18 protein-coding genes and 1 rRNA gene are annotated in these 21,900 nt (G+C 70.6%); 3 read left to right on the top strand and 16 right to left on the bottom strand.

Annotation, left to right across the window (positions count from 1 at the left end; translation table 11 throughout):
- The 4 genes from K304_RS0112090 to thyX all read right to left on the bottom strand — a co-directional run.
- Window positions 1–75 (bottom strand): 16S ribosomal RNA (locus K304_RS0112090); the annotation flags it as partial.
- 394 nt (window positions 76–469) lie between these two features.
- Window positions 470–2,155: a ribonuclease J gene (locus K304_RS0112085; RefSeq protein WP_027763962.1), complete on the bottom strand. Its 1,686-nt coding sequence runs from the start codon at window positions 2,153–2,155 to the stop codon at window positions 470–472.
- A 119-nt stretch (window positions 2,156–2,274) separates the two neighbouring features.
- Window positions 2,275–3,174, bottom strand: coding sequence for a 4-hydroxy-tetrahydrodipicolinate synthase (gene dapA, locus K304_RS0112080; RefSeq protein ID WP_027763961.1), 900 nt, complete (start codon window positions 3,172–3,174; stop codon window positions 2,275–2,277).
- A gap of 254 nt (window positions 3,175–3,428) precedes the next feature.
- Window positions 3,429–4,121 (bottom strand): FAD-dependent thymidylate synthase, encoded by a 693-nt coding sequence (thyX, locus tag K304_RS0112075; protein WP_051308361.1) that lies wholly within the window; start codon window positions 4,119–4,121, stop codon window positions 3,429–3,431.
- Window positions 4,122–4,376: 255 nt separating this feature from the next.
- Here thyX and K304_RS0112070 point away from each other — a divergent pair, with 255 nt between their 5' ends.
- Window positions 4,377–4,958: a hypothetical protein gene (locus K304_RS0112070; RefSeq protein WP_027763959.1), complete on the top strand. Its 582-nt coding sequence runs from the start codon at window positions 4,377–4,379 to the stop codon at window positions 4,956–4,958.
- A gap of 84 nt (window positions 4,959–5,042) precedes the next feature.
- Here K304_RS0112070 and K304_RS0112065 read toward each other — a convergent pair whose 3' ends face one another.
- The 7 genes from K304_RS0112065 to eccD form a co-directional block, all read right to left on the bottom strand.
- The gene (locus tag K304_RS0112065; protein ID WP_027763958.1) at window positions 5,043–5,930 is read right to left on the bottom strand and encodes a 3-hydroxyacyl-CoA dehydrogenase family protein; all 888 of its coding nucleotides are present in this window, start codon (window positions 5,928–5,930) and stop codon (window positions 5,043–5,045) included.
- 87 nt (window positions 5,931–6,017) lie between these two features.
- Window positions 6,018–6,473, bottom strand: a complete 456-nt coding sequence (locus K304_RS0112060) for a hypothetical protein (protein WP_027763957.1) — start codon at window positions 6,471–6,473, stop codon at window positions 6,018–6,020.
- 4 nt (window positions 6,474–6,477) lie between these two features.
- A complete protein-coding gene (gene dapB / locus K304_RS0112055; RefSeq protein ID WP_027763956.1) occupies window positions 6,478–7,230 on the bottom strand; it encodes a 4-hydroxy-tetrahydrodipicolinate reductase in 753 nt (250 codons plus the stop codon).
- Window positions 7,231–7,267: 37 nt separating this feature from the next.
- Window positions 7,268–8,647 carry a M16 family metallopeptidase gene (locus K304_RS0112050; protein WP_027763955.1) on the bottom strand — a complete coding sequence of 460 codons (1,380 nt, stop codon included), beginning with the start codon at window positions 8,645–8,647 and terminating at the stop codon, window positions 7,268–7,270.
- Window positions 8,644–10,875, bottom strand: coding sequence for a polyribonucleotide nucleotidyltransferase (locus K304_RS0112045; RefSeq protein ID WP_027763954.1), 2,232 nt, complete (start codon window positions 10,873–10,875; stop codon window positions 8,644–8,646). Before K304_RS0112045 ends, K304_RS0112050 begins: the two co-directional genes overlap by 4 nt.
- A 303-nt stretch (window positions 10,876–11,178) precedes the next feature.
- Complete coding sequence (rpsO, locus tag K304_RS0112040; protein ID WP_027763953.1) at window positions 11,179–11,472, bottom strand: 30S ribosomal protein S15; 294 nt, start codon at window positions 11,470–11,472, stop codon at window positions 11,179–11,181.
- A 188-nt stretch (window positions 11,473–11,660) separates the two neighbouring features.
- Window positions 11,661–13,118, bottom strand: coding sequence for a type VII secretion integral membrane protein EccD (eccD, locus tag K304_RS0112035; protein ID WP_027763952.1), 1,458 nt, complete (start codon window positions 13,116–13,118; stop codon window positions 11,661–11,663).
- Between the two features lie 290 nt (window positions 13,119–13,408).
- On the opposite strand from eccD, the gene K304_RS0112030 reads away from it, so the two are divergent.
- Complete coding sequence (locus K304_RS0112030; RefSeq protein WP_027763951.1) at window positions 13,409–17,350, top strand: type VII secretion protein EccC; 3,942 nt, start codon at window positions 13,409–13,411, stop codon at window positions 17,348–17,350.
- A 230-nt stretch (window positions 17,351–17,580) separates the two neighbouring features.
- On the top strand, window positions 17,581–17,844 hold the full coding sequence (locus K304_RS0112025; RefSeq protein WP_027763950.1) for a DUF397 domain-containing protein: 264 nt from the start codon (window positions 17,581–17,583) through the stop codon (window positions 17,842–17,844).
- 91 nt (window positions 17,845–17,935) lie between these two features.
- On the opposite strand, the gene K304_RS0112020 is transcribed toward K304_RS0112025, so the two are convergent.
- The 5 genes from K304_RS0112020 to K304_RS0112000 form a co-directional block, all read right to left on the bottom strand.
- Window positions 17,936–18,583: a hypothetical protein gene (locus K304_RS0112020; RefSeq protein ID WP_027763949.1), complete on the bottom strand. Its 648-nt coding sequence runs from the start codon at window positions 18,581–18,583 to the stop codon at window positions 17,936–17,938.
- 99 nt (window positions 18,584–18,682) lie between these two features.
- A complete protein-coding gene (locus K304_RS0112015; RefSeq protein WP_158687337.1) occupies window positions 18,683–19,420 on the bottom strand; it encodes a hypothetical protein in 738 nt (245 codons plus the stop codon).
- 86 nt (window positions 19,421–19,506) lie between these two features.
- The gene (locus K304_RS0112010; RefSeq protein ID WP_051308346.1) at window positions 19,507–20,214 is read right to left on the bottom strand and encodes a hypothetical protein; all 708 of its coding nucleotides are present in this window, start codon (window positions 20,212–20,214) and stop codon (window positions 19,507–19,509) included.
- Window positions 20,211–21,494: a putative T7SS-secreted protein gene (locus tag K304_RS0112005; protein WP_037790084.1), complete on the bottom strand. Its 1,284-nt coding sequence runs from the start codon at window positions 21,492–21,494 to the stop codon at window positions 20,211–20,213. Before K304_RS0112005 ends, K304_RS0112010 begins: the two co-directional genes overlap by 4 nt.
- Complete coding sequence (locus tag K304_RS0112000; RefSeq protein WP_027763945.1) at window positions 21,494–21,814, bottom strand: hypothetical protein; 321 nt, start codon at window positions 21,812–21,814, stop codon at window positions 21,494–21,496. Before K304_RS0112000 ends, K304_RS0112005 begins: the two co-directional genes overlap by 1 nt.
- Between the last annotated feature and the right edge of the window lie 86 nt (window positions 21,815–21,900).

Genomic DNA, 21,900 nt, shown 5'->3' with positions numbered 1-21,900 from the left:
GCTTCATCGTTCGACTTGCATGTGTTAAGCACGCCGCCAGCGTTCGTCCTGAGCCAGGATCAAACTCTCCGTGAATGCTTCCCGGATATCCGGGTCGACACATCACGAGAGCGGAACCGCCGGAGGAATAACCCGACGATCCACAGCGTCCTCGCTGTTGTGTTTCAAAGGAACCACGCCCCCACAAAACAGGGGGACGGGGTATCAACATATCTGGCGTTGACTTTTGGCACGCTGTTGAGTTCTCAAGGAACGGACGCTTCCATCGGAACCCTTTCACAGGCTCCTCCGGGCGCTTCCCTTCGGTGTTTTCCACCTTACCAGAGCTTTTCGTTCCGATTTCCCGGTCCGATTCCCTGGTCGCAACCTTTCACCGGGACTGTTCCCGGTGCCCGTTGCGGTGGAGCCGTAAACGTACTGGAGCGGGGCGCCCGGATGCAAATCGAGGCGCCCCGCCCGTCGTTGGACGTCAGACCTCCACGACGACCGGGAGGATCATCGGGCGCCGGCGGTAGGTGTCGGAGACCCAACGGCCCACCGCGCGGCGCACCAGCTGCTGAAGCTGGTGCGGCTCCGCGACGCCGTCCTGTGCCGCCTTGGCCAGCGCCTCGTCGATCTTCGGCGACACGGCGCTGAAGTCCTTGTCGTCGATGCCCGAGCCCCGCGACTGGATGTGCGGCCCTCCGACGATCTTTCCGGTGCTGCTGTCGACCACCACGAAGATGGAGATGATGCCCTCGTCACCGAGGATGCGGCGGTCCTTCAGTGAGGACTCCGTGACGTCCCCGACCGACAGGCCGTCCACGTAGACGTACCCGGCCTGGACCTTGCCGCTGATCTTCGCCTTGCCGTCCACGAGGTCGACGACGACACCGTCCTCGGCGATGACCACCCGGTCCCGGGGAACGCCGGTGAGCGCGCCCAGCTCGGCGTTGGCCCGCAGGTGGCGCCACTCCCCGTGCACCGGCATCAGGTTCTTCGGCCTGCAGATGTTGTAGAAGTACAGCAGCTCGCCCGCCGAAGCGTGCCCGGAGACGTGGACCTTGGCGTTGCCCTTGTGCACGACGTTCGCGCCCCAGCGGGTCAGGCCGTTGATGACCCGGTAGACCGCGTTCTCGTTGCCCGGGATCAGGGACGACGCCAGAATGACGGTGTCGCCGTCGACGATGCGGATCTGGTGGTCGCGGTTCGCCATCCGGGAGAGCGCGGCCATGGGCTCGCCCTGGGAGCCCGTGCAGACGAGCACCACCTCGCCGTCCGGCAGGTCGTCCAGCGTTTTCACGTCCACCACGAGGCCGGCCGGGATGCTCAGGTAGCCGAGGTCGCGGGCGATCCCCATGTTGCGGACCATCGAACGGCCCACGAACGCGACCCGTCGGCCGTACTCGTGCGCGGCGTCGAGGATCTGCTGGATGCGGTGCACGTGCGAGGCGAAGCTCGCCACGATGATGCGCTTCTGTGCACCGGCGAAGACCTGGCGGAGCACCTGGGAGATGTCCCGCTCAGGGGGGACGAAGCCCGGTACCTCGGCGTTCGTGGAGTCGGACAGCAGCAGGTCGATGCCCTCCTCGCCCAGGCGCGCGAAGGCCCGCAGGTCGGTGAGCCGACCGTCCAGCGGCAGCTGGTCCATCTTGAAGTCGCCGGTGTGCACCACCATGCCCGCGGGGGTGCGCACCGCGACCGCGAGGGCGTCCGGGATGGAGTGGTTCACCGAGACGAATTCGCAGTCGAACGGGCCGATGCGCTCCCGGTGCCCCTCCTGTACCTCGAGGGTGTAGGGGCGGATGCGGTGTTCCTGGAGCTTCGCCTCGATCAGCGCGAGGGTCAGCTTGGAGCCGATCAGCGGGATGTCCGGCTTCTCCCGCAGCAGGTACGGGACGGCGCCGATGTGGTCCTCGTGACCGTGGGTGAGGACGATGCCCTCCACCTGGTCGAGCCGGTCACGGATCGAGCTGAAGTCCGGGAGGATCAGATCGACGCCCGGCTGCTCCTCCTCGGGGAAGAGGACGCCGCAGTCGACGATGAGCAGGCGGCCGCCGTACTCGAAGACGGTCATGTTGCGGCCGATCTCGCCCAGGCCGCCGAGCGGGGTGACGCGCAGGCCGCCCTTGGCGAGTTTCGGCGGCGGGCCGAGCTCGGGGTGCGGATGACTCAAAAGACTCTCCTCGCCACTCGCGCCACGCACCCTGCGAGGGCACGTGGCGCGAGCGTATGTGTTCACTTGCCTGTGTTCTCGGTATGCACTTGTGCGGTATGCAGTTGTGAAGTCCGTGTCTAGAGGTGTACCCCGCCGGCGGCGAGGTCGAGCTTGAGCTGCTCGGTCTCCTCGGGCGACAGCTCCACCAGCGGCATGCGCAGCGATCCGGCCGGCAGGCCCTGGAGAGCCAGCGCGGCCTTGCAGGTGATCACACCCTGGGTGCGGAACATGCCGGTGAAGACGGGGAGCAGCTTCTGGTGGATCTCCGTCGCCTTGACGACGTCGCCGCTGAGATGGGCCTCCAGCATCGCGCGCAGCTCCGGGGCCACCACATGGCCCACGACGGAGACGTAACCGATGGCGCCGACGGAGAGCAGCGGCAGGTTGAGCATGTCGTCGCCGCTGTACCAGGCGAGGCCGCTGGTGGCGATGGCCCAGCTGGCGCGGCCGAGGTCGCCCTTGGCGTCCTTGTTGGCCACGATGCGCGGGTGCTCGGCGAGCCGGACGATCGTCTCGGTGTTGATGGGGACGCCGCTGCGGCCGGGGATGTCGTAGAGCATCACCGGCAGCTCGGTGGCGTCGGCGATCGCGGTGAAGTGGCGGTAGAGCCCCTCCTGCGGCGGCTTGCTGTAGTACGGAGTGACCGCGAGCAACCCGTGTGCGCCGGCATGCTCGGCCTCGCGGGCGAGCTTGAGGCTGTGCGCGGTGTCGTTGGTGCCGGCTCCGGCGACGACGTGGGCGCGGTCTCCGACGGCCTCCACGACCGCACGGACGAGCTGGGATTTCTCCGCATCGCTGGTGGTCGGGGACTCGCCGGTGGTGCCGTTGACGATCAGGCCGTCGTTGCCGGCGTCGACCAGGTGGGTGGCGAGCCGCTGGGCGCCGTCGACGTCGAGCGCGCCGTCCGCGGCGAACGGCGTGACCATGGCGGTCAGGACCCGCCCGAAGGGCGTCTGCGGTGTGGAGGTCGGAGCCATGGGTCCCACGCTACTCGCAGGGGACGCCCGATCGCTCCCTCGGGGCTCTGGGAGAGGACACCGGCACTGCCTGCTCGGGGGTTCAGGCAGTGCCGGGTCCGTCCAACCACCCTAGAGGAACTTCGTGAAACGGTGCAATACGGACACAGTCGGCCTCTCGGGCGATGCCCTGTCCCGACCCTCGTCCCGACACCGGCCCCGATGGCGCGGTCTCACCCGGTCGGCGCGCCGGACGGCGTGTCCCCCGGGCGGCGTCAGGGCGCCACCCGGCCGTTCTTGTTGAACGCCGCGTGGGTGAGCGGCATCAGCTCGGCCCACTGCGCCTCCATCGCCTCCGCCACCATCTCGATCTCCCGCTGCGGGAACGAGGGCGTCTTCGCCAGCTCGTTCCGGGTGCGCAGGCCGAGGAAGTGCATCAGCGAGCGGGCGTTGCACGTCGCGTACATCGAGGAGTACAACCCGACCGGCAGTACGGCGCGCGCCACCTCGCGGGCGACGCCGGCGTCGAGCATCTCCAGGTAGGCGGTGTACGCCTGCTGGTACGACGCGGTCATCGCCGCCTCGACCAGCTTGAGCTGCTCGGGGGAGCCCTCCACGAACTCGTACTTGCCCGGACGGCCCTGCTGCACCAGCTTCCGCGCCTCGTCCGGCACGTAGAAGACCGGCTCCAGCTGCCGGTACCTCCCCGACTCCTCGTTGTACGACCATCCGACTCTATGACGGTGGAACTCGCGGAAGACGAAGAGCGGGGCGCTGACGAAGAAGGTCATCGAGTTGTGCTCGAACGGACTGCCGTGCCGGTCGCGCATGAGGTAGTTGATGAGCCCTTTGGACCGCTCGGGGTCCTTCTTCAGCTCGTCGAGGGACTGCTCGCCGGCAGTGGAGACCCGTGCGGCCCACAGCACGTCGGTGTCGGCCGCGCTGTGCTTCACCAGCTCGACGGTCATGTCGCTGCGGAAGCGGGGGCTGGGGGCTGTGCTGCTGTCGGCTTCGGGCACCGGCGGTTCCTTCCAGGTTCTTGCATCGCTGCGGCGCTGCATCGCTGCGCCGTTGCGTCGCGTTCGCGGCGGCGCTCAGCCTACGGGCCGCCACCGACAATGCGGGCATCCGGGGACACGGCCCACGGCCCGAGGTGGTTCACGCGGCGCCGTCTCGCTAGTCTCACCGGGCACGCCCCGACCGACCGCGACCGAGGAACCGCCGTGCCCCTGAACTTCCTGACGGCCGACCACGCCCCGGTCGCCCCCGCACACGATGCCGACCGTCCGCTCCCGCACGAAGAGCGCACACGCTGGCGGCGCCCGTACCGCCTCGGTCCGTGGCGGGTCGCGGGCGCGGCGGTGGTGCTGCTGCTCACCTCGTACGTGCTGATCTCCGCGGTCATCCTCGCCATGGCGGGGCAGCTCACCGGCGCCGCTGTCTTCGCCGCGGTGGCTGCGCTGATGACGGCCGCGGCGCTGCGCGCGCTGCGGATGGGCGTGTGGGTGAGCGGCGCCGGACTGCGTCAGGTCGGGCCGCTGTACACCGTGACGCTCCCGTGGGCGGAGGTGGCCGCGGTGCGCACCGCGCAGCAGCCGGTGAAGTGGCTGGGGCTGCCGCGGACCGTGCAGGGGCAGGCGCTGGTGGTCGAGCGGGCGCGCGGCGGTTCGGCTCTGCGGACCCAGCTCACCACGCACAACGCGGACTTCCTGAACCGTCCGGAGGCGTTCGACCGGGCCGCCGACGTCATAGAGGGCTGGTCGGCGGAGGCGCGCGGGGTGCAGGGCGAGCGGGGAGCGCGCTGAGTCGCCGCCCGCCGCCGGTCCTGGCGTGCGCAGGAGGCCCCGGCCGGGGCGGAACCGGCCGGGGCCTCCTGCGCGTCGCGGCGGTCAGCCCTCCTGGGACCAGTCGTAGAAGCCGCGGCCGCTCTTGCGGCCCAGGTGGCCGGCCTCCACCTTCTCCACCAGCAGCGCGGGCGGCGCGAAGCGCGGTCCGAGTTCCCGCTCCAGGTAACGGGCGATGCCGAGGCGGACGTCGAGGCCGACGATGTCGGTGAGCTTGAGCGGCCCGGTCGGGTGGCCGTATCCGAGGGTCATGGCGGCGTCCACGTCCTCCGCGGAGGCGACGCCGGACTCCACCATGCGGATGGCCTCCAGGCCGAGGGCGACGCCGAGGCGGCTGCTGGCGAACCCCGGTGCGTCCTGCACCACGACGGCCGTCTTGCGCAGCTGCTCCACCCAGGCGACCGCGCGCTCGCGGAGACCGTCGGCGGTGGACGGCGCGAGGACCACCTCGACCAGCTTGCTGGCGGGCACGGGGTTGAAGAAGTGCAGGCCCAGCATGCGCTCCGGGCGGGCGAGCGCATGGGCGAGGGTGTCCAGGGAGATGCTGCTGGTGTTGGACGCGATGACCGTGTCCGCGGCGACGGCGTCCTCGACCGCGCGCAACGTCGTCAGCTTGAGGTCGAGGTCCTCCGGTACCGCCTCGACGACGAGTCCGCTGCCGGCCAGGTCGGCGTGCGCGGTGACGGTGCGGAGCCGGCTCAGCGGCTCGGCCGGGTCGTCGATCTTGCCGCGGTCGGCGCTCGCCCGCAGGGCGCGCTCGACGCGTGCGGCCGCGGCGTCGGCGGCCTCCTTGTCCCGTTCCAGCAGGGTCACTTCGCTGCCGGCGAGCAGCAGGGCGTGGGCGATCCCGGCGCCCATCCGCCCGCCGCCGACGACGCCGCAGGCGAGCGGCAGCTGGGTCGGGGATGCGGTCGGCTGTCCGGTCTCGGTCATGTGCGTCCTCCCTGTCGTCGCAGGCCACCGGCGGAGTGACCTCGGTAGGTGTTCCTATCGCACGGCGCGGCCCCCGCTCCGGCCGGGTCAGCCTTCGCGCGGAGCGCGGCCGTCGTGCAGGGCGATGGCGCGCTGCATGGCCTTGCGGGCCCGGGGGGTGTCGCGGGCGTCGTGGTAGGCGACGGCGAGCCGGAACCACGTGCGCCAGTCGCCGGGCTCGGCCTCGGCCTCGGCCTTGCGGCGGGTGAAGACGGCGTCGGCGGAGTCCCGGTCGATGCGGCCGCTGGGGGTGCGCCGCAGTTCGTCCTCGGGCAGTCCGCCCTCCGCCTCCAGTTCGCGCGCCAGCCGGTTGGCGGAGCGCGCGAAGCGCGTGGTGTGCCAGAGGAACCACAGGCCGATCGCCGGCAGCGCCAGGACCGCCAGGCCGAAGGACACGGTGACCGCCGTGCCCTGCCGGATCAGCGCCACGCCCCGGCCGCCGACGAGGACGAAGTAGACGACCAGGACGGCGGCGAGGGTGACGTAGGTGAGGCGGGCGCGCACAGGCTCAGTCCAGGTCCATGAACGCGTCGAGACCGTACGTCAGGCCCGGCGCCGAGACCACGCGCCGCACGCCCAGGAGCACGCCCGGCATGAACGAGCCGCGGTTCATGGAGTCGTGCCGCAGCGTGAAGATCTCGCCCTCGTCGCCGAACAGGACCTCCTGGTGGGCGACCAGGCCGCGCAGGCGGACCGCGTGCACCGGCACGCCGTCGACGTCGGCGCCGCGGGCGCCTTCGAGTGTGGTGGACGTCGCGTCGGGCTGCGGTGCGCAGCCTGCCTCGCGGCGGGCGTCGGCGATGAGCTGCGCGGTGCGCACGGCGGTGCCGCTGGGGGCGTCGGCCTTGTTGGGGTGGTGCAGTTCGACGACCTCGACGGACTCGAAGAAGCGCGCCGCCTGCTGGGCGAAGCGCATGGTGAGCACGGCGCCAATACCGAAGTTCGGTGCGATGAGCACGCCGGTGTCCGGGGACTCGGCCAGCCGGGCGCGCACCGCGTCGAGGCGTTCGTCGGTCCAGCCGGTGGTGCCGACGACGCCGTGGATGCCGTGGCGGACGAGGAAGTCGAGGTTGCCCATGACGGCGTCCGGGTGGGTGAGGTCGATGGCGACCTGTGTCCCGGCGTCGGTGAGGGCGGCCAGGTCGTCGTCACGGTCGACGGCGGCGACCAGGTCCATGTCGTCGGCGTTCCGGACCGCCTTGACGGCCTCGGAGCCCATCTTTCCCTTGGCGCCGATGACGGCGACCCGCAGCGTGCTCATGCGTCTTCCAAGTCCTCGGGGGTGTACGGGGGTGCGGTCAGGCGACCGCGTCGTGGAGGTGGGCGGTCTGCCGGTCGGTGAGCGGGCCGATGGCCGAGAGCGACGGCCGGGCGGTCAGCACGTCGCGGGCGACGGCCCGCACGTCGTCGGGGGTGACGGCGGCGATCCTGGCGAGCATCTCGTCCACGGACATCTGCTCCCCCCAGCACAGCTCGCTCTTGCCGAGCCGGTGCATCAGCGCGCCGGTGTCCTCCAGGCCCAGCACGGTCGAGCCGGAGAGCTGGCCGACGGCGCGGCGCACCTCCTCGTCGGTGAGTCCGTCGCGCGCGACCTGGTCGAGTTCGTCCCGGCAGATCTTCAGCACGTCCGGCACCTGGCTCGCGCGGCAGGCGGCGTACACGGAGAAGAGGCCGCAGTCGGCGAAGCCGGAGGTGTAGGAGTAGGTGCTGTAGGCCAGGCCGCGCTTCTCGCGGATCTCCTGGAAGAGCCGGGAGCTCATGCCGCCGCCGAGTGCGGCGCTGAGCACCCCGAGGGCCCAGCGGCGTTCGTCGTTGCGGGAGACGCCCGGCATGCCCAGCACCAGGTGGGCCTGTTCGGTCGTGCGTTCCAGGACGTCGACGCGGCCGGCTCCGCGCAGGATCTTCTCGCCGGTGCGGGGGCCGACGGGTTCGGCGGCCGCCGTGCGGGCCAGCGCGCCGGCGCGTTCGAAGGCCTCCTGGACGCGGCGTACGACCAGGTCGTGGTCGAGGTTGCCCGCGGCGGCGACGACGAGGCGGGTGGGGTCGTAGTGCCGCCGGTAGAAGCGGGCGATCTGGTCGCGGGTGAGGCCGTTGACGGTGTCGACCGTTCCGAGGACGGGCCGGCCCAGGGGGGTGTCGCCGAACATGGTGCGGGCGAAGAGGTCGTGCACGCAGTCGCCGGGGTCGTCGTCGGTCATCGCGATCTCCTCGAGGATCACGCCGCGTTCGGCGTCCACCTCGGCGGGGTCGATGACGGAGTCGGTGAGCATGTCGCTGAGGACGTCGATCGCCAGCGGCAGGTCGGTGTCGAGGACACGGGCGTAGTAGCAGGTGAACTCCTTCGCGGTGAAGGCGTTCATCTCCCCTCCGACGGCGTCCAGCGCGGCGGAGATGTCGAGCGCGGAGCGCCGCTGCGTGCCCTTGAACAGCAGGTGCTCCAGGTAGTGGGTCGCTCCGTTCAGGGCGGGGGTCTCGTCGCGCGAACCGACGTGCACCCAGATGCCCAGCGTGGCGGACCGCACGGTCGGCAGCGTCTCGGTGACGACGCGCAGGCCGCCGGGGAGCACGGTGCGCCGGACGGTGCCGGCCGCGGTCGTACCGTCCGGGAGCGTCGATGTACGGGCGACGGCCCGCCCCTCGGTGGAGGGGCGGGCCGTCGCGCGGGGGTCGGACGTCACTTGGAGGCGTCGTCCTTCCCGTCCGCGCCGTCGTCGGAGCCGTTCTCCTCGTCGTCCAGGACGGGGATGAGGGACAGCTTGCCGCGCTGGTCGATCTCGGCGATCTCGACCTGGACCTTCTGGCCGACGCCGAGGACGTCCTCGACGTTCTCCACGCGCTTGCCGCCGACGATCTTGCGGATCTGCGAGATGTGCAGCAGACCGTCCTTGCCGGGGAGCAGGGAGACGAAGGCACCGAAGGTGGTGGTCTTGACGACCGTGCCCAGGTAGCGCTCGCCGACCTCGGGCATCGTCGGGTTGGCGATGCCGTTGATCGTGGTGCGGGCGGCCTCGGCGGACGGGCCGTCGGTGGCACCGATGTAGATGGTGCCGTCGTCCTCGATGGAGATGTCGGCGCCGGTGTCCTCCTGGATCTGGTTGATCATCTTGCCCTTGGGGCCGATGACCTCGCCGATCTTGTCCACCGGGATCTTGACACTGATGACGCGCGGGGCGTGCGGCGACATCTCGTCCGGGATGTCGATGGCCTCGTTCATCACGTCGAGGATGTGCAGCCGGGCGTCGCGGGCCTGCTTGAGGGCCGCGGCGAGCACCGAGGCGGGGATGCCGTCGAGCTTGGTGTCCAGCTGCAGCGCGGTGACGAAGTTGCGCGTACCGGCGACCTTGAAGTCCATGTCGCCGAAGGCGTCCTCGGCACCGAGGATGTCGGTCAGCGTCACGTAGTGCGTCTCGCCCTCGATCTCCTGCGAGATCAGGCCCATGGCGATACCGGCGACCGGGGCCTTGAGCGGCACACCGGCGTTCAGCAGCGACATGGTGGAGGCGCAGACGGAGCCCATCGAGGTGGAGCCGTTGGAGCCGAGCGCCTCGGAGACCTGCCGGATGGCGTAGGGGAACTCCTCACGCGTCGGCAGCACCGGCGTGATGGCGCGCTCGGCCAGCGCGCCGTGGCCGATCTCGCGGCGCTTGGGCGAACCCACGCGGCCGGTCTCGCCGACGGAGTAGGGCGGGAAGTTGTAGTTGTGCATGTAGCGCTTGCGGGTCACCGGGGAGAGGGTGTCCAGCTGCTGCTCCATGCGCAGCATGTTCAGCGTGGTGACGCCCAGGATCTGGGTCTCACCTCGCTCGAACAGCGCCGAACCGTGCACCCGCGGGATCGCCTCGACCTCGGCGGCCAGCGTACGGATGTCCGTGACGCCGCGGCCGTCGATGCGCTTCTTCTCCTTGATGACGCGCTCGCGCACCAGGGACTTGGTCAGCGTCCGGTAGGCGGCCGAGATCTCCTTCTCGCGCCCCTCGAACTGCGGCAGCAGCTTCTCGGCGGCCAGACCCTTGACGCGGTCCAGCTCGGCCTCGCGCTCCTGCTTGCCGGCGATGGTGAGCGCCTGCGCGAGCTCGTCCTTGACGGCGGAGGTGAGGGCCTCGAGGACGTCGTCCTGGTGGTCCAGGAAGATCGGGAACTCGCCGGTCGGCTTGGCGGCCTTGGCGGCGAGGTCGGACTGCGCGCGGCACAGCACCTTGATGAAGGGCTTCGCGGCCTCCAGGCCGGCGGCCACGATCTCCTCGGTGGGGGCCTCGGCACCGCCCTTGACCAGTTCGAAGGTCTTGTCGGTGGCCTCGGCCTCGACCATCATCACCGCGACGTCGCCGTCGGGCAGCACACGGCCGGCGACGACCATGTCGAAGACGGCGTCCTCCAGCTCGGTGTGCGTGGGGAACGCCACCCACTGGCCGTTGATCAGGGCGACGCGGGTGCCGCCGATCGGGCCGGAGAAGGGCAGGCCGGCCAGCTGCGTGGAGCAGGAGGCGGCGTTGATGGCGACCACGTCGTACAGGTGGTCGGGGTTGAGCGCCATGATCGTCTCGACGATCTGGATCTCGTTGCGCAGGCCCTTCTTGAAGGAGGGGCGCAGCGGCCGGTCGATGAGGCGGCAGGTGAGGACGGCGTCCTCACTGGGCCGGCCCTCGCGCCGGAAGAAGGAACCGGGGATCTTGCCCGCGGAGTACATCCGCTCCTCGACGTCCACCGTCAGCGGGAAGAAGTCGAGCTGGTCCTTCGGGTTCTTGGAAGCGCTGGTGGCCGACAGCACCATGGTGTCGTCGTCCAGGTACGCCACGGCGGAACCGGCGGCCTGCTTGGCCAGGCGGCCCGTCTCGAAGCGGATGGTGCGGGTGCCGAAGGAGCCGTTGTCGATGACAGCCTCGGCGTAGTGGGTCTCGTTCTCCACCAGGGATATCTCCTCGTCTGCGTCCGTCGCCCGTGTGGCGGCGGACCGTCTGCGGACGCTCCCTGGGCGGTGCCGGTCTTCGATCGAAGCACCCGGATCCGTGCGGCGCGCTGTGCGTCACTGTGTCCGGGGGCCACTACCGAGGACCGGCGTCGTGGGACGCGCCCGGCCTTACTCGGGTCGTGCGGGTCATGCGGTTGTGCTGTGTGGTTGTGGGACCAGGTTACTCACCTTCCGCCCCACACGAGATATACGAGGGGAGCGGCTCCCGTGTCGCGGGAGCCGCTCCCCTGTGTTCCGCTGCTAGCGGGCGGCGCCGGCCGCACCGCGGCGGATGCCGAGGCGGTCGACCAGGGCACGGAACCGCTGGATGTCCTTCTTCGCCAGGTACTGCAGCAGGCGGCGGCGCTGGCCGACCAGGAGCAGCAGACCACGGCGGGAGTGGTGGTCGTGCTTGTGGGCCTTCAGGTGCTCGGTGAGGTCCGAGATGCGCGCGGAGAGCAGGGCCACCTGGACCTCGGGGGAGCCGGTGTCACCCTCCTTGGTGGCGAACTCGGACATGATGGACTTCTTCCGGGCAGCGTCGAGAGACGACACGCGTACTCCTCATGGGTTGGGCCGCCGAGCGTCCCCGGTCTACTGCACAGGGAGTCTTCGGTCACTCGACAGGCCCGGTCAGCTTACCAGCGGTCGCGGACGCCTCCGCCCGCCCCCTTGCGAACACCGTGCGGCGTGGGCAGGGGGCGGGCGGAGGTCCGTCGTGCGCCGGGGCGGCGGGTGCCGGGTCAGCCGATGAGACCGCGCATCTCGCTGTAGACGTCGTGCACCGCGAGGCACAGTGGGATCAGCGTGAGCAGCACGAAGGTCTCGGTGATCTCCATGAAGCGGCCCCAGAACGGGGAGAGACCGGTACGGGGGATGATCAAGCCGATGGCCGTGACCAGCGCCGCGGCGGCCGCGAGGGAGGCGGCGATCCAGATGGTGCGGAAGTCCATGCCGGTGCTGTCGCCCAGGAGCATGTCGCGGACCAGCTCCGTCGGCGGGTTCAGGGAGAGGCCCAGGGCGAGCAGCGCCAGGGCGCCGAGGCCGGCGACCAGGGCGCAGGAGACCTGCGAGGTGTAGCGGAAGAGGCGGGCGCGGAGCAGCATCGCCAGGCCGGTGGCCAGGGCCAGGAGCTGCGCCCAGCCGTCGTCGGAGAAGCCGAGCACCGACGCGGCGCCGATGACCACGGCGCAGAAGCCGCCAACCAGGCCGACGAGGAGTTCGTGGCCGCGGCGGGCCTGGGTGGCGATGCGTGCGCCGTCGACCGGGCCCTGGATCTCGCGGCCGCCCTCGCGGTCGGACGCGCCGGGGCCGCCGGCACGCGGCTCGAAGCCGACGGGGAGGCGTGCGAAGCGTGCAGAGAGTCCGGGCAGGAAGGCGATGGTGCCGACGGCGAGCGGCGCGGCGACGGCGGCGGCCTCCACCGGCTCGATGTCCGACAGGATCGCGATGAAGGTGATGAGGCTGCCGACGGCCGCCGCGACGGCGGCGGAGACGAACGGCCCGTCTCCGCTGGGGGTGATGGCGATCAGCACGACGGAGGCGAGCAGCACGGCGACGCAGCCGAGGAGGAACTGGAGACGGCCGATACCGTCTCCTTCGCCGAGCGGCAGGGCCCCGGAGCCGGCGATCATGATGTGCGGCATGGCGCCGAGACCGAGCGCGATGGACGAGGCCCGGTCGTCGTAGACGCGGGCCCGGACGCAGGCGAGCGCGACCAGCAGCACGCCGGCCGCGGCGGCGATGATGCCCGGCAGGCCGTGCATGTCGTGCGTGACCGGGTCGGCGAACCAGAGCGCGAAGGCCATGAGGACGAGGAGGACGCCGCCGCCGGTGAGTCCGGCGATGCGCATCAGCTTCTCGTTCCACAGTGTGCGGTCGCTGCGGACCGCGGAGGCCACGGCGTCGCTGACGTCGTCGAACACGGCGGCGGGAAGCGAGTCGGCGAAGGGGCGCAGCAGCAGCACCTCGCCGTCGCGGATGCCGTTGCCGGCGAGCGAGAGGCCCGCCTCGAGCACCCCTCCGTCGCGGCGGACCAGGTGGTAGCCGGACAGCGACCCCTCGGCCGCGCCGCCGGAAAGCCGGGCGATCTCCGGGTAGACGTCGCTGAGCGGCACCCCCTCGGGCAGCGCGACATCGATCCGCCCGCCGGGAGCTACTACCGTGACGCGGCAGAAGCCGGTCGCTGCGGTCGTGGCCACCTTGATATTCCCCCTTGCTCGGTACGCGGTACCCGGCACGTCGGTGCGCGGTGTCCGGCGACTCGTTGAATCACGACAACTCGGGCGCTTACTGAACCGCCCGCATGCCCCTCGCCGCAGAATCTTCTCGGGGAGAGCGCGGGTCACCTTACCGCCCCCGGTCGGCGGTCACTCCTCCCGGAGTGCCCCTGCTCACCCGCTAGGATCAACGCCTGCATGACCGGTAGCTGTTGCAGAGGCGGGGGCATCGGTGCGCAATTGCGAATCTATCGTGAAGGATTGATGTATCGGTGAGTGTGGTCATCGTGAAGCGGCAGCCACGGGTCATGCCGCCGACCGTGCCAGAGGGGGAAGTCCGACTCGAATCGCCTCCGGAAATTCCGCGGGAAGGCGACCAGGACGTCTGGATGAATCTCCTGCCGGTCATGGGCATGGGCGGTTCCGTCGCGTTCTTCTTCATCAGCGACCAGGCGTACATGAAGGTCGTCGGCGGGCTCATGCTCTTCTCGACGATCGCCATGGCGGTCGCGCAGTTCGTGAAGGCCCGGCGCGGGGGGCGCGCTCAGATGCCGCAGGAACGGAGGGACTACTTCCGTTATCTCGACCAGGTGCGCAAGGACGTGCGCAAGACGGCCGAGACGCAGCGGCACGCGCAGCTCTACCAGCATCCCGATCCCGACCAGTTGTGGGCGATCGTCGGTGACGCGAAACGCCTTTGGGAACGGCGTCCGGCCGACAACGACTTCTCCTCGGTCCGCATCGGTACCGGCTGGCAGCAGCTCAACACCCCGCTCGTCGCCCCGGAAACGGCTCCCAAGGAAGAACTCGAGCCGCTTACCGCCGAGGCGATGAAGTCCTTTCTGGACATTCACCGTTCGCTTCCGGATCTCCCCATCGCGGTCAGTCTCCGCGCCTTCTACCACGTAGTCGTCACCGGCACCACGGACGAGGTGTACGGGAACGTGCGCGCATCCGTCGGCCAGCTGACGTCGCTGCACTCCCCCGAAGAACTGATGGTCGCGGTCGTCTCCCACCCGGGGTCGATGGCCGAGTGGGACTGGACGAAGTGGCTGCCGCACGCGCAGCACCCGTCGCAGGCCGACGGAGCCGGCCAGGCGCGGCTGTTCTTCGACGACCTCGGGCAGCTGGAGGACTCGCTGTCGAGCCAACTCGAGGGCCGCGCGCGCTGGACCCGGGACGGCACACCCGTCACGGACCAGGCGCACCTGGTCGTGATCCTCGACGGAGGGTCCATCCCGCCGGACTCGGTGCTCGCGGGCGCGGAGGGCCTCCAGGGCGTCACCTTCCTCGAGGTGGCCCCCGGCACCCTCGACGACCAGATGTCGGGCGGCCTCACCGTGCACGTGCGGGAGAAGGCGCTGGACCTGTACGTCGGCCGCGAGTCGGCGTACTCGGGACGCCCCGACCTGCTCAGCTACGAGCAGGCGGAGGCGCTGGCCCGGCAGATGGCACCGTTCCGCATGGGCAGCGGCGAGGAAGGCGAACCGCTGCTGTCCAACCTGGACTTCACCGACCTGATGGGCATCGGCGACGCCGGTTCGGTCGACGTGGCCCGCACCTGGCGGCCACGTTCGCTGCACGAGCGGCTGCGGGTGCCGATCGGCATCGGCGGCGAGGGCGAGCCGGTGATGCTGGACATCAAGGAGGCCTCGCAGGAGGGCATGGGCCCGCACGGCCTGTGCGTCGGCGCGACCGGTTCCGGCAAGTCGGAGCTGCTGCGCACCCTCGTGCTCGGCCTGGCCGTGACGCACTCGTCGGAGACGCTGAACTTCATCCTCGCCGACTTCAAGGGCGGCGCGACGTTCACCGGCATGGCCGACATGCCGCACACCTCGGCCGTCATCACCAACCTGGCCGACGAACTCACTCTCGTCGACCGCATGCGCGACGCGATCACCGGTGAGCTCAACCGCCGGCAGGAACTGCTGCGCAAGGCGGGCAACTACGCCAACATCACGGACTACGAGAAGGCGCGCGCCGCCGGGGCGGCGCTGGACCCGATGCCGTCCCTCGTCCTGATCATCGACGAGTTCAGCGAACTGCTGGCCGCCAAGCCCGACTTCATCGAGATGTTCATCCAGATCGGCCGTATCGGCCGTTCGCTGGGTGTGCACATGCTGCTGGCCTCGCAGCGTCTGGAGGAGGGCAAGCTCCGCGGCCTGGACACCTTCCTGTCCTACCGCATCGGTCTGCGGACCTTCTCCGCCGCCGAGTCGCGCACCGCGATCGGCGTGCCGGACGCGTACCACCTGCCGAACGTGCCGGGCGCGGGCTTCCTCAAGTACGACACCGAGACGATGGTGCAGTTCAAGGCCGCCTACGTCTCCGGCGTGTACCGCGCGGCGGGCCCGACGCAGGTCAGCCGGTCGGCGCAGACCCGGTCCGCGCTGTTCACCGCCACCCCGGTGGCTCTGCCCGTGCTGCCCGAGCCGGAGGTGGAGGACACCTCCGACCAGGTGGACGACGCGCTCGCGGACACCGTGCTCGACGTGATCGTGCAGAAGATGGTCGGCCAGGGCCCGTCGGCGCACCAGGTGTGGCTGCCGCCGCTGGACGAGGCGCCGTCCATCGACCAGCTGCTGCCGTCCCTCGCGGCGTCGCAGGAACGCGGCCTCACCGCACCCGACTACACGGCGCTGGGCCGCCTCACGGTGCCGGTCGCCCTGCTGGACAAGCCTTTCGAGCAGCGCCGCGACGTGCTGTACCGCGACTTCTCCGGAGCGGCCGGTCACGGCCTGTTCATCGGTGGTCCGCAGTCCGGCAAGTCGACGCTGCTGCGGACGTTGATCACGTCCTTCGGACTCACCCACACACCCGCCGAAGTGCAGTTCTACTGCCTCGACTTCGGCGGCGGCTCGCTGCTGGCGATGGAGGAGCTGCACCACGTCGGCGGCGTCGCCAACCGTCTGGACGGCGAGAAGGTCCGCCGTACGGTCAGCGAGGTCGTGGGCATCCTCAACGAGCGCGAGGAGTACTTCCGCTCCAACAACGTCGACTCGATCACCACCTACCGCCAGCGGCGGGCCGCGGGCCAGCTGCCGGACCAGAAGTGGGGCGACGTCTTCCTCGTCATCGACGGCTGGGCGACGTTCAAGAACGACTACGACATGCTCGAGGCCGACATCACCGACATCGCCACCCGCGGTCTCGGTTTCGGTGTCCACCTCGTCCTCACCGCCGCCCGGTACACCGAGGTGCGGCCGGCGCTCAAGGACCTGCTGCAGAACCGCGTCGAACTGCGGCTCGGCGACCCGTCGGAGTCGGAGATCGACCGGAAGATCGCGGCGAACGTGTCCGCCGGCATGCCCGGCCGCGGCCTGAGCCCGGACAAGCTGCACCTGATGACGGCGCTGCCGCGCATCGACGGCTCCTCGACCGTGGAGGACCTCTCGGACGCGACCCGGCAGACCATTCACGCCGTCAACGAGCACTGGACCGGGGAACCGGCGCCGTCCGTGCGCCTGCTGCCCACCATGCTGGACGCGGCCCGGCTGCCGAAGGGCTCCGACTACCCGGACTACGGCGTCGCCTTCGGCATCGACGAGTCCTCGCTCGCACCGGTCTTCGTCAACTTCGAGACCGACCCGCTGTTCGTCGTCTTCGGCGAGAGCGAGTCCGGCAAGAGCGCGCTGCTGCGGCTGCTCATCCACCAGATCACCGAGCGGTACTCGCCGGACCAGGCGAAGATCGTCGTCGGCGACTACCGGCGTGCGCACCTCCAGGGCGTCCCCGAGGCCCACCTGTCGCGGTACTGCGCGGCGGCGCCGGCGCTCCAGGAGACGCTGGAGGGCCTGGCGGGTTCGATGTCGCGGCGCATGCCCGGCCCGGACGTGACCCCGGAGCAGCTGCGCAACCGCAGCTGGTACGACAGCCCGGACGCGTTCGTCGTCATCGACGACTACGACCTGGTGGCCACCGGGCAGAACCCGCTGATGCCGCTGCTGGAGTACCTGCCGTTCGCACGGGACGTGGGCCTGCGCGTCATCCTGGCCCGCTCCTCCGGCGGCGCCAGCCGCGCCCTGTACGAGCCGGTGATGCAGCGGATGAAGGAGCTGGGCGCACAGGGCCTGGTCCTCGCCGGCGAACGGTCCGAGGGCGCGCTGCTCGGCAACATCTCGCCGTCGCAACTGCCCGCGGGCCGGGGGTACTTCCACACCCGGCGCCGCAGCGGCCAACTCGTCCAGACGGGATGGATGCCGGCCCGCCACTGAGGCGTCCGGGCGTCGCGACCGCACCGGAGCCCGGGCGGGGGAGCCCTTCCCCGCCCGGGCTCCGGCCGTTCCCGGCCCGGCAGCGAGTGGCGGCGCCGGGACCGGGACCGTCGCGGAGCGGCCGGAGCCGTCCGATCCCCGCCCGCGCGCAGGCCCGTACGTGCGATGATGACGCAGGGCGACGGCCTCGTACCGTCCCCGACACGTCACGACGAAGGAGGCGAGCGCCGATGGGCACGCAGCAGGAGAAGGACGAGCTGTACGCGATGGACATCTCCGACGCCGTCTGGGAGTCCGCACCCGGCGGCCCCGAGGACGAGAAGGTCGAGATCGCCCACCTCCCCGGCGGTGCCGTGGCCATGCGCAACTCCAAGCACCCGGAAACGGTGCTCCGCTACACCGAGGCCGAGTGGCGCGCGTTCGTCCTCGGCGCCCGCGACGGCGAGTTCGACCTGGACCCCACCCCGGAGAACGGCGGCGTCCAGACGTCCTGAACCGGGACAGGGACCGGGAACGTGATGTGGGCCCGACCGAGCAGCGGCTCGGTCGGGCCCGCATCTCACGGGGCGCAGCGTTCCGCGGTGCTCAGCTCCGCGCGGCGCCCCGGAGCACGCTCTCCAGGTCTCGGCCGGGGGTCGTGCGTTCGCCGCTCAGGTTCGCCTGCGAGCGCTGCGCGTTCATCGGGCCCGCCCCGCCGGGGAGGGCGAGGACGCCGTACACGCCGGGCTCCCCGGCGAACCAGGCGCCCTGCTCCAGCTGCGGGTCCCAGCGGTTGTACCGGCGCGGGTCCCGCGCGGCCATCGTCGGCGACCACGCCGACTCGTCACCGGGGGCAGGAGGCGTCCCCTCCGACAGGCCGATCTGCACGGTGACGCCCGTGCCGTCCTTGCCTCCCGGGGCCTTGCGCACCGGCACCTGCCGCCAGGGGCAGACCTCCAGCACCTTCCGGGCCTTCTTCACCCGGGACAGCGCGCCCAGGCAGGAGTAGAGCACGAAGACGTACCAGAGGAGGGCGAGTCCCCCGATCGCGGGCCCGAGCTGGTTGCTGCCGCGCTTGACGTAGTCGGTCTCCGCCGTCGCGTTCAGGACCACACTGAGGGCGAAGAGGCCGACGAAGAGCAGGCTCCACAGCAGGAACCGCGCTCTGATCCGGTTGCGCGTCCCCTCCCAGGCGGCGCGCGTCTCCGGGTGCGCGAACGCCGTGGAGTGCGGCGGCTCTTGTGACCTGTACATCGTGATGACTGCCCCTTCTCCGGCCGTTGTCCGGCCCTTCTCCGGTCGCCGTCCGACCGGCCCTCGTCTCCGGCGGGAGACCGACCCGACAGGCCGGAACTACTGCCCCCCGCCGCCGATGCCGGCACGCTTCGCCCTGTCCCTGCGCTCCGGCGCGGCGGCCTGACGCTCCGGTCGCAGCGCCGGACCGTCGTTCGGGGCCACCCAGACCACGTCACCGCTACCGGGCACCAGCAGCACCCCTCCGAAGAGCTCGTCGCCCGCGAACCAGGCACCCTGCGAGAGGTCCCTCGTCCAGTTCGCCTCCGACCTGCCGACCTGCCTGCCGAGCAGCTTCGGCGATTTCTCGCCGCCCCGCCCCAGCCGGAGGATGTGCCCCCGGCCCCCGCTCGCCCGGTTGAGCACCTGCACGCGCTCCTCGAGCACGAACGGGTACACCTCCAGCACCCGCCCGCACCGGCGCAGGGCCACGAGGCGGCCCAGGCAGGTGTACGACCCGAACACCAGGGTCATCATGGCGAACGGCGCCAGCGGGACGAGGTAGTCGCTCTGCACGAGCACCACCGCTGCCACGAGGGCTGCCACCACGGCCAGCAGCACGGGGTAGCGCTTGAGCAGCGCGGACCGGAGCTCCGCCACGGGCACGAGCGGCTCTCCGGTGTCCGTCGGCGAGGGCCCGGTGACGGGAGAGCGGCCGTCCAGAAGCGCCGTCGAGGCGAAGGAGCCCAGGACTGCCATGCCGATGATCCCCGGCATGGCGAGGAGGAACCAGCCGTCGGTCAGCACGAACAGCGTCAGCGCGTGGAAGAGGACGAACAGCCCTCCCCAGAAGGCCACGCGTCGCCCCGCGGAGGGCCGGCCGGCGCTCCGCGCCGGGCGCGCGTCCGTCCGGGACGCGCTCCCGTCCGCTCGGTCCTCCGGTGTCATCCGAAATCGTTCCTCACTGCCTCGGCCGCGGAGCCCGGCTCGGGCTCCACGGCTCCGCTCGCGCCGTCGGCGAGCGCGGGATTGGTGAAGCTCACCGTACTCGCCACGCCCCGCAGCACGTTGCGGTAGTCGTCCGCGAGGTCCACGGAGGAGGTCACGAGCTGCACCGCGATGATCGCCGAGGATCGCACGTCCGGAATGGCGATGGTGCCCTGCCACACCGGCTGCTGTTCCGGCTCGTCTCCCCCGCCCTCGGGACGTCCGGGCGCCATCGTGCGACGGACCGTCTCCGTTTGGAACCCCAGCCCGCACGGCAGCTCGACGGGGACGATGCCGGTCTCCGCCGACTCCCCGGCTCCGGAGGCCATCAGCGTCACGAGCGCGGCCTTCGGGTCGACGTTCCGGGTCTCGACGCTGAAGAGCGTCAGCACCGACGTGGTGACGCCGCCCCGGTCGTCGGGATGCATGCCCATGGCGCAGCCCTGCACGAGCCGCTTCTGCATCTCCCACATCACGATGCAGTAGAGCCGGAACACCTCGTCCGCCCGCTCCCGCACCTCCTCGGGCAGCGCGAGGATCTGCCGGGCGAGGTCGTCCAGGCGTTCCGCCGTGGGGTAGACGTCCAGCCGCAGATAGCCGTGCGGGATCTCGTACCAGAACGCCGGCGGCAGCTGTATGCCCCCGGCGCCCTTCGGCGCGCTCACAACCGGATGCCCGTCACGAGTTCACCGAGCCCGTACTGCAGGTCGGAGATGCCGCCCGGCACGCCGTACGCGGCGGCTCCGGCCTTGGTGTACTCGGCCGCGTTGTGGCCGGCACCGGAGTCCGGCAGCACGCCGGCCGTCTCCAGCGAGGAGGCGGAGTTGGCCAGGACGTTCGCGCCGTTGATGCCGTACTGGAGAAGGCCCGTGTTGGGGTCGGTGGCCACGTCGAGCGCCTTGAAGTTGAACGCCTCCACACTCTCCCGGCCGAACGCGGTCGCTCTCGCGCCCATGGACATCGCCTCGCCTCCCTCCCTGGCGGCACCGGCGAGCATGCCGACCTCTCCGCCGGCCCGGGACAGCGCGCCGACACCGGGGATCATGCCCATGCTGTCCCCGGCCATGGACGCCCAAGCGCTGAAGGCGGCCATGCCGCCGTGTTTGCCCATGAGCGAATCGCGGAAGTCCTCGCTCGCGAGGTTCTTCGCCATCGACGCGGCACTGGCGACGACGGCGATACCGGCGAAGAGCGGCGCGAGCGGGGTGGGGAAGAGGGCGAGCAGACCGGCGATCGCGCCGATGGTGCCCGCGTGGTCGAGCAGGAACTGGCCGACGGCCTTGAGCCCGTCGCCGATCGCGTTCAGCGTCCGCTCGAACCAGCCCGGCTCCTCGGGGGCCAGCCCGTCGTCGGCGACGTCGAGCGCTTCGGCGATCTTGTCGGCTTCCCGCTTGTGCTCGTCCTCGAGGTCCTTGGCCTTCTTGATGACGTCGTCGAACGCCTTGTTGGCGGCTTCGACCTTGCCCGCGGCCTCCCGGAGACGGCCCTCCGCGGCCCGCAGACGCGACGTGGCGGCGTCCGCCTCCGCCTGGCTGGGGTAGGTCTTGCCGCCCAGGTCCAGGTCCGGGTCCTTCTTGACGTCGTCGTAGTCGCCCTGCGCGGTACTCGCCGCGCTCTTCTTGTCCTTCGCCTCGTCGTCGTACTTCTTGGCCAGGTCGCGGTTGGCGGTGAGGTCGCCGTCCCACCGTGCGAGCTGGACCGAAGCCTTCTCGACCGACTCGGCGGCCTTCTTCATGTACTCGGGCAGCTCACCGTCCAGCGCGTCGCGGAACGCCGACGCCGCGTCGCCCTCCCAGTGGCTGCTCTCGCCGAGCAGACGCTCGATCTGCTGGTGCGACGACCGCAGGGCCTTCGCGGCCCGGTCGACCTTGGTCTTGAGCGAATGCACTTCCGACGGCACACCCGGGACGGGGTTCCAGCCGAGGTTCGGATACGGGTTCGTCATCACTTGCCCCCGCCCGAAGTGCCCTGCTCGGCCATCTTCTTGAGGGCCTCCTCGAGGTTCTTCTCCATCTCCTCGTAGCTCAGCTTGTTCGCTTTCACGCCCTCACTGATGTTGCCGATCATCTCGCTCATCTGACCGGCCCCGTACTTCCACTGCTCCTGGAACTTGTTGCACGCCTCATCCAGCCGCGACGTCCCGATCTCCGCGGACCGCACGTGCGACAGCGCCGTCCGCGCCTCGTCCAGGTTCTCGACGCTGTCCTTCAACGTCCGTACGAACTGGTCCAACTGGTCGGTGTCGGTCTTGAAACCGTCCCCCATGAATACACCTCTCCCGCGCAGCGAAGGCAGCCGATGGGCAAGGCAGGAAGGGAAGAAACCGGTCGAACACCCCAGGCAGAACCGCT

This window comes from Streptomyces sp. CNS606, assembly GCF_000426325.1.
Note: the sequence above shows the minus strand (reverse complement) of the source record. Positions and strands in the feature narration are given on the sequence as shown.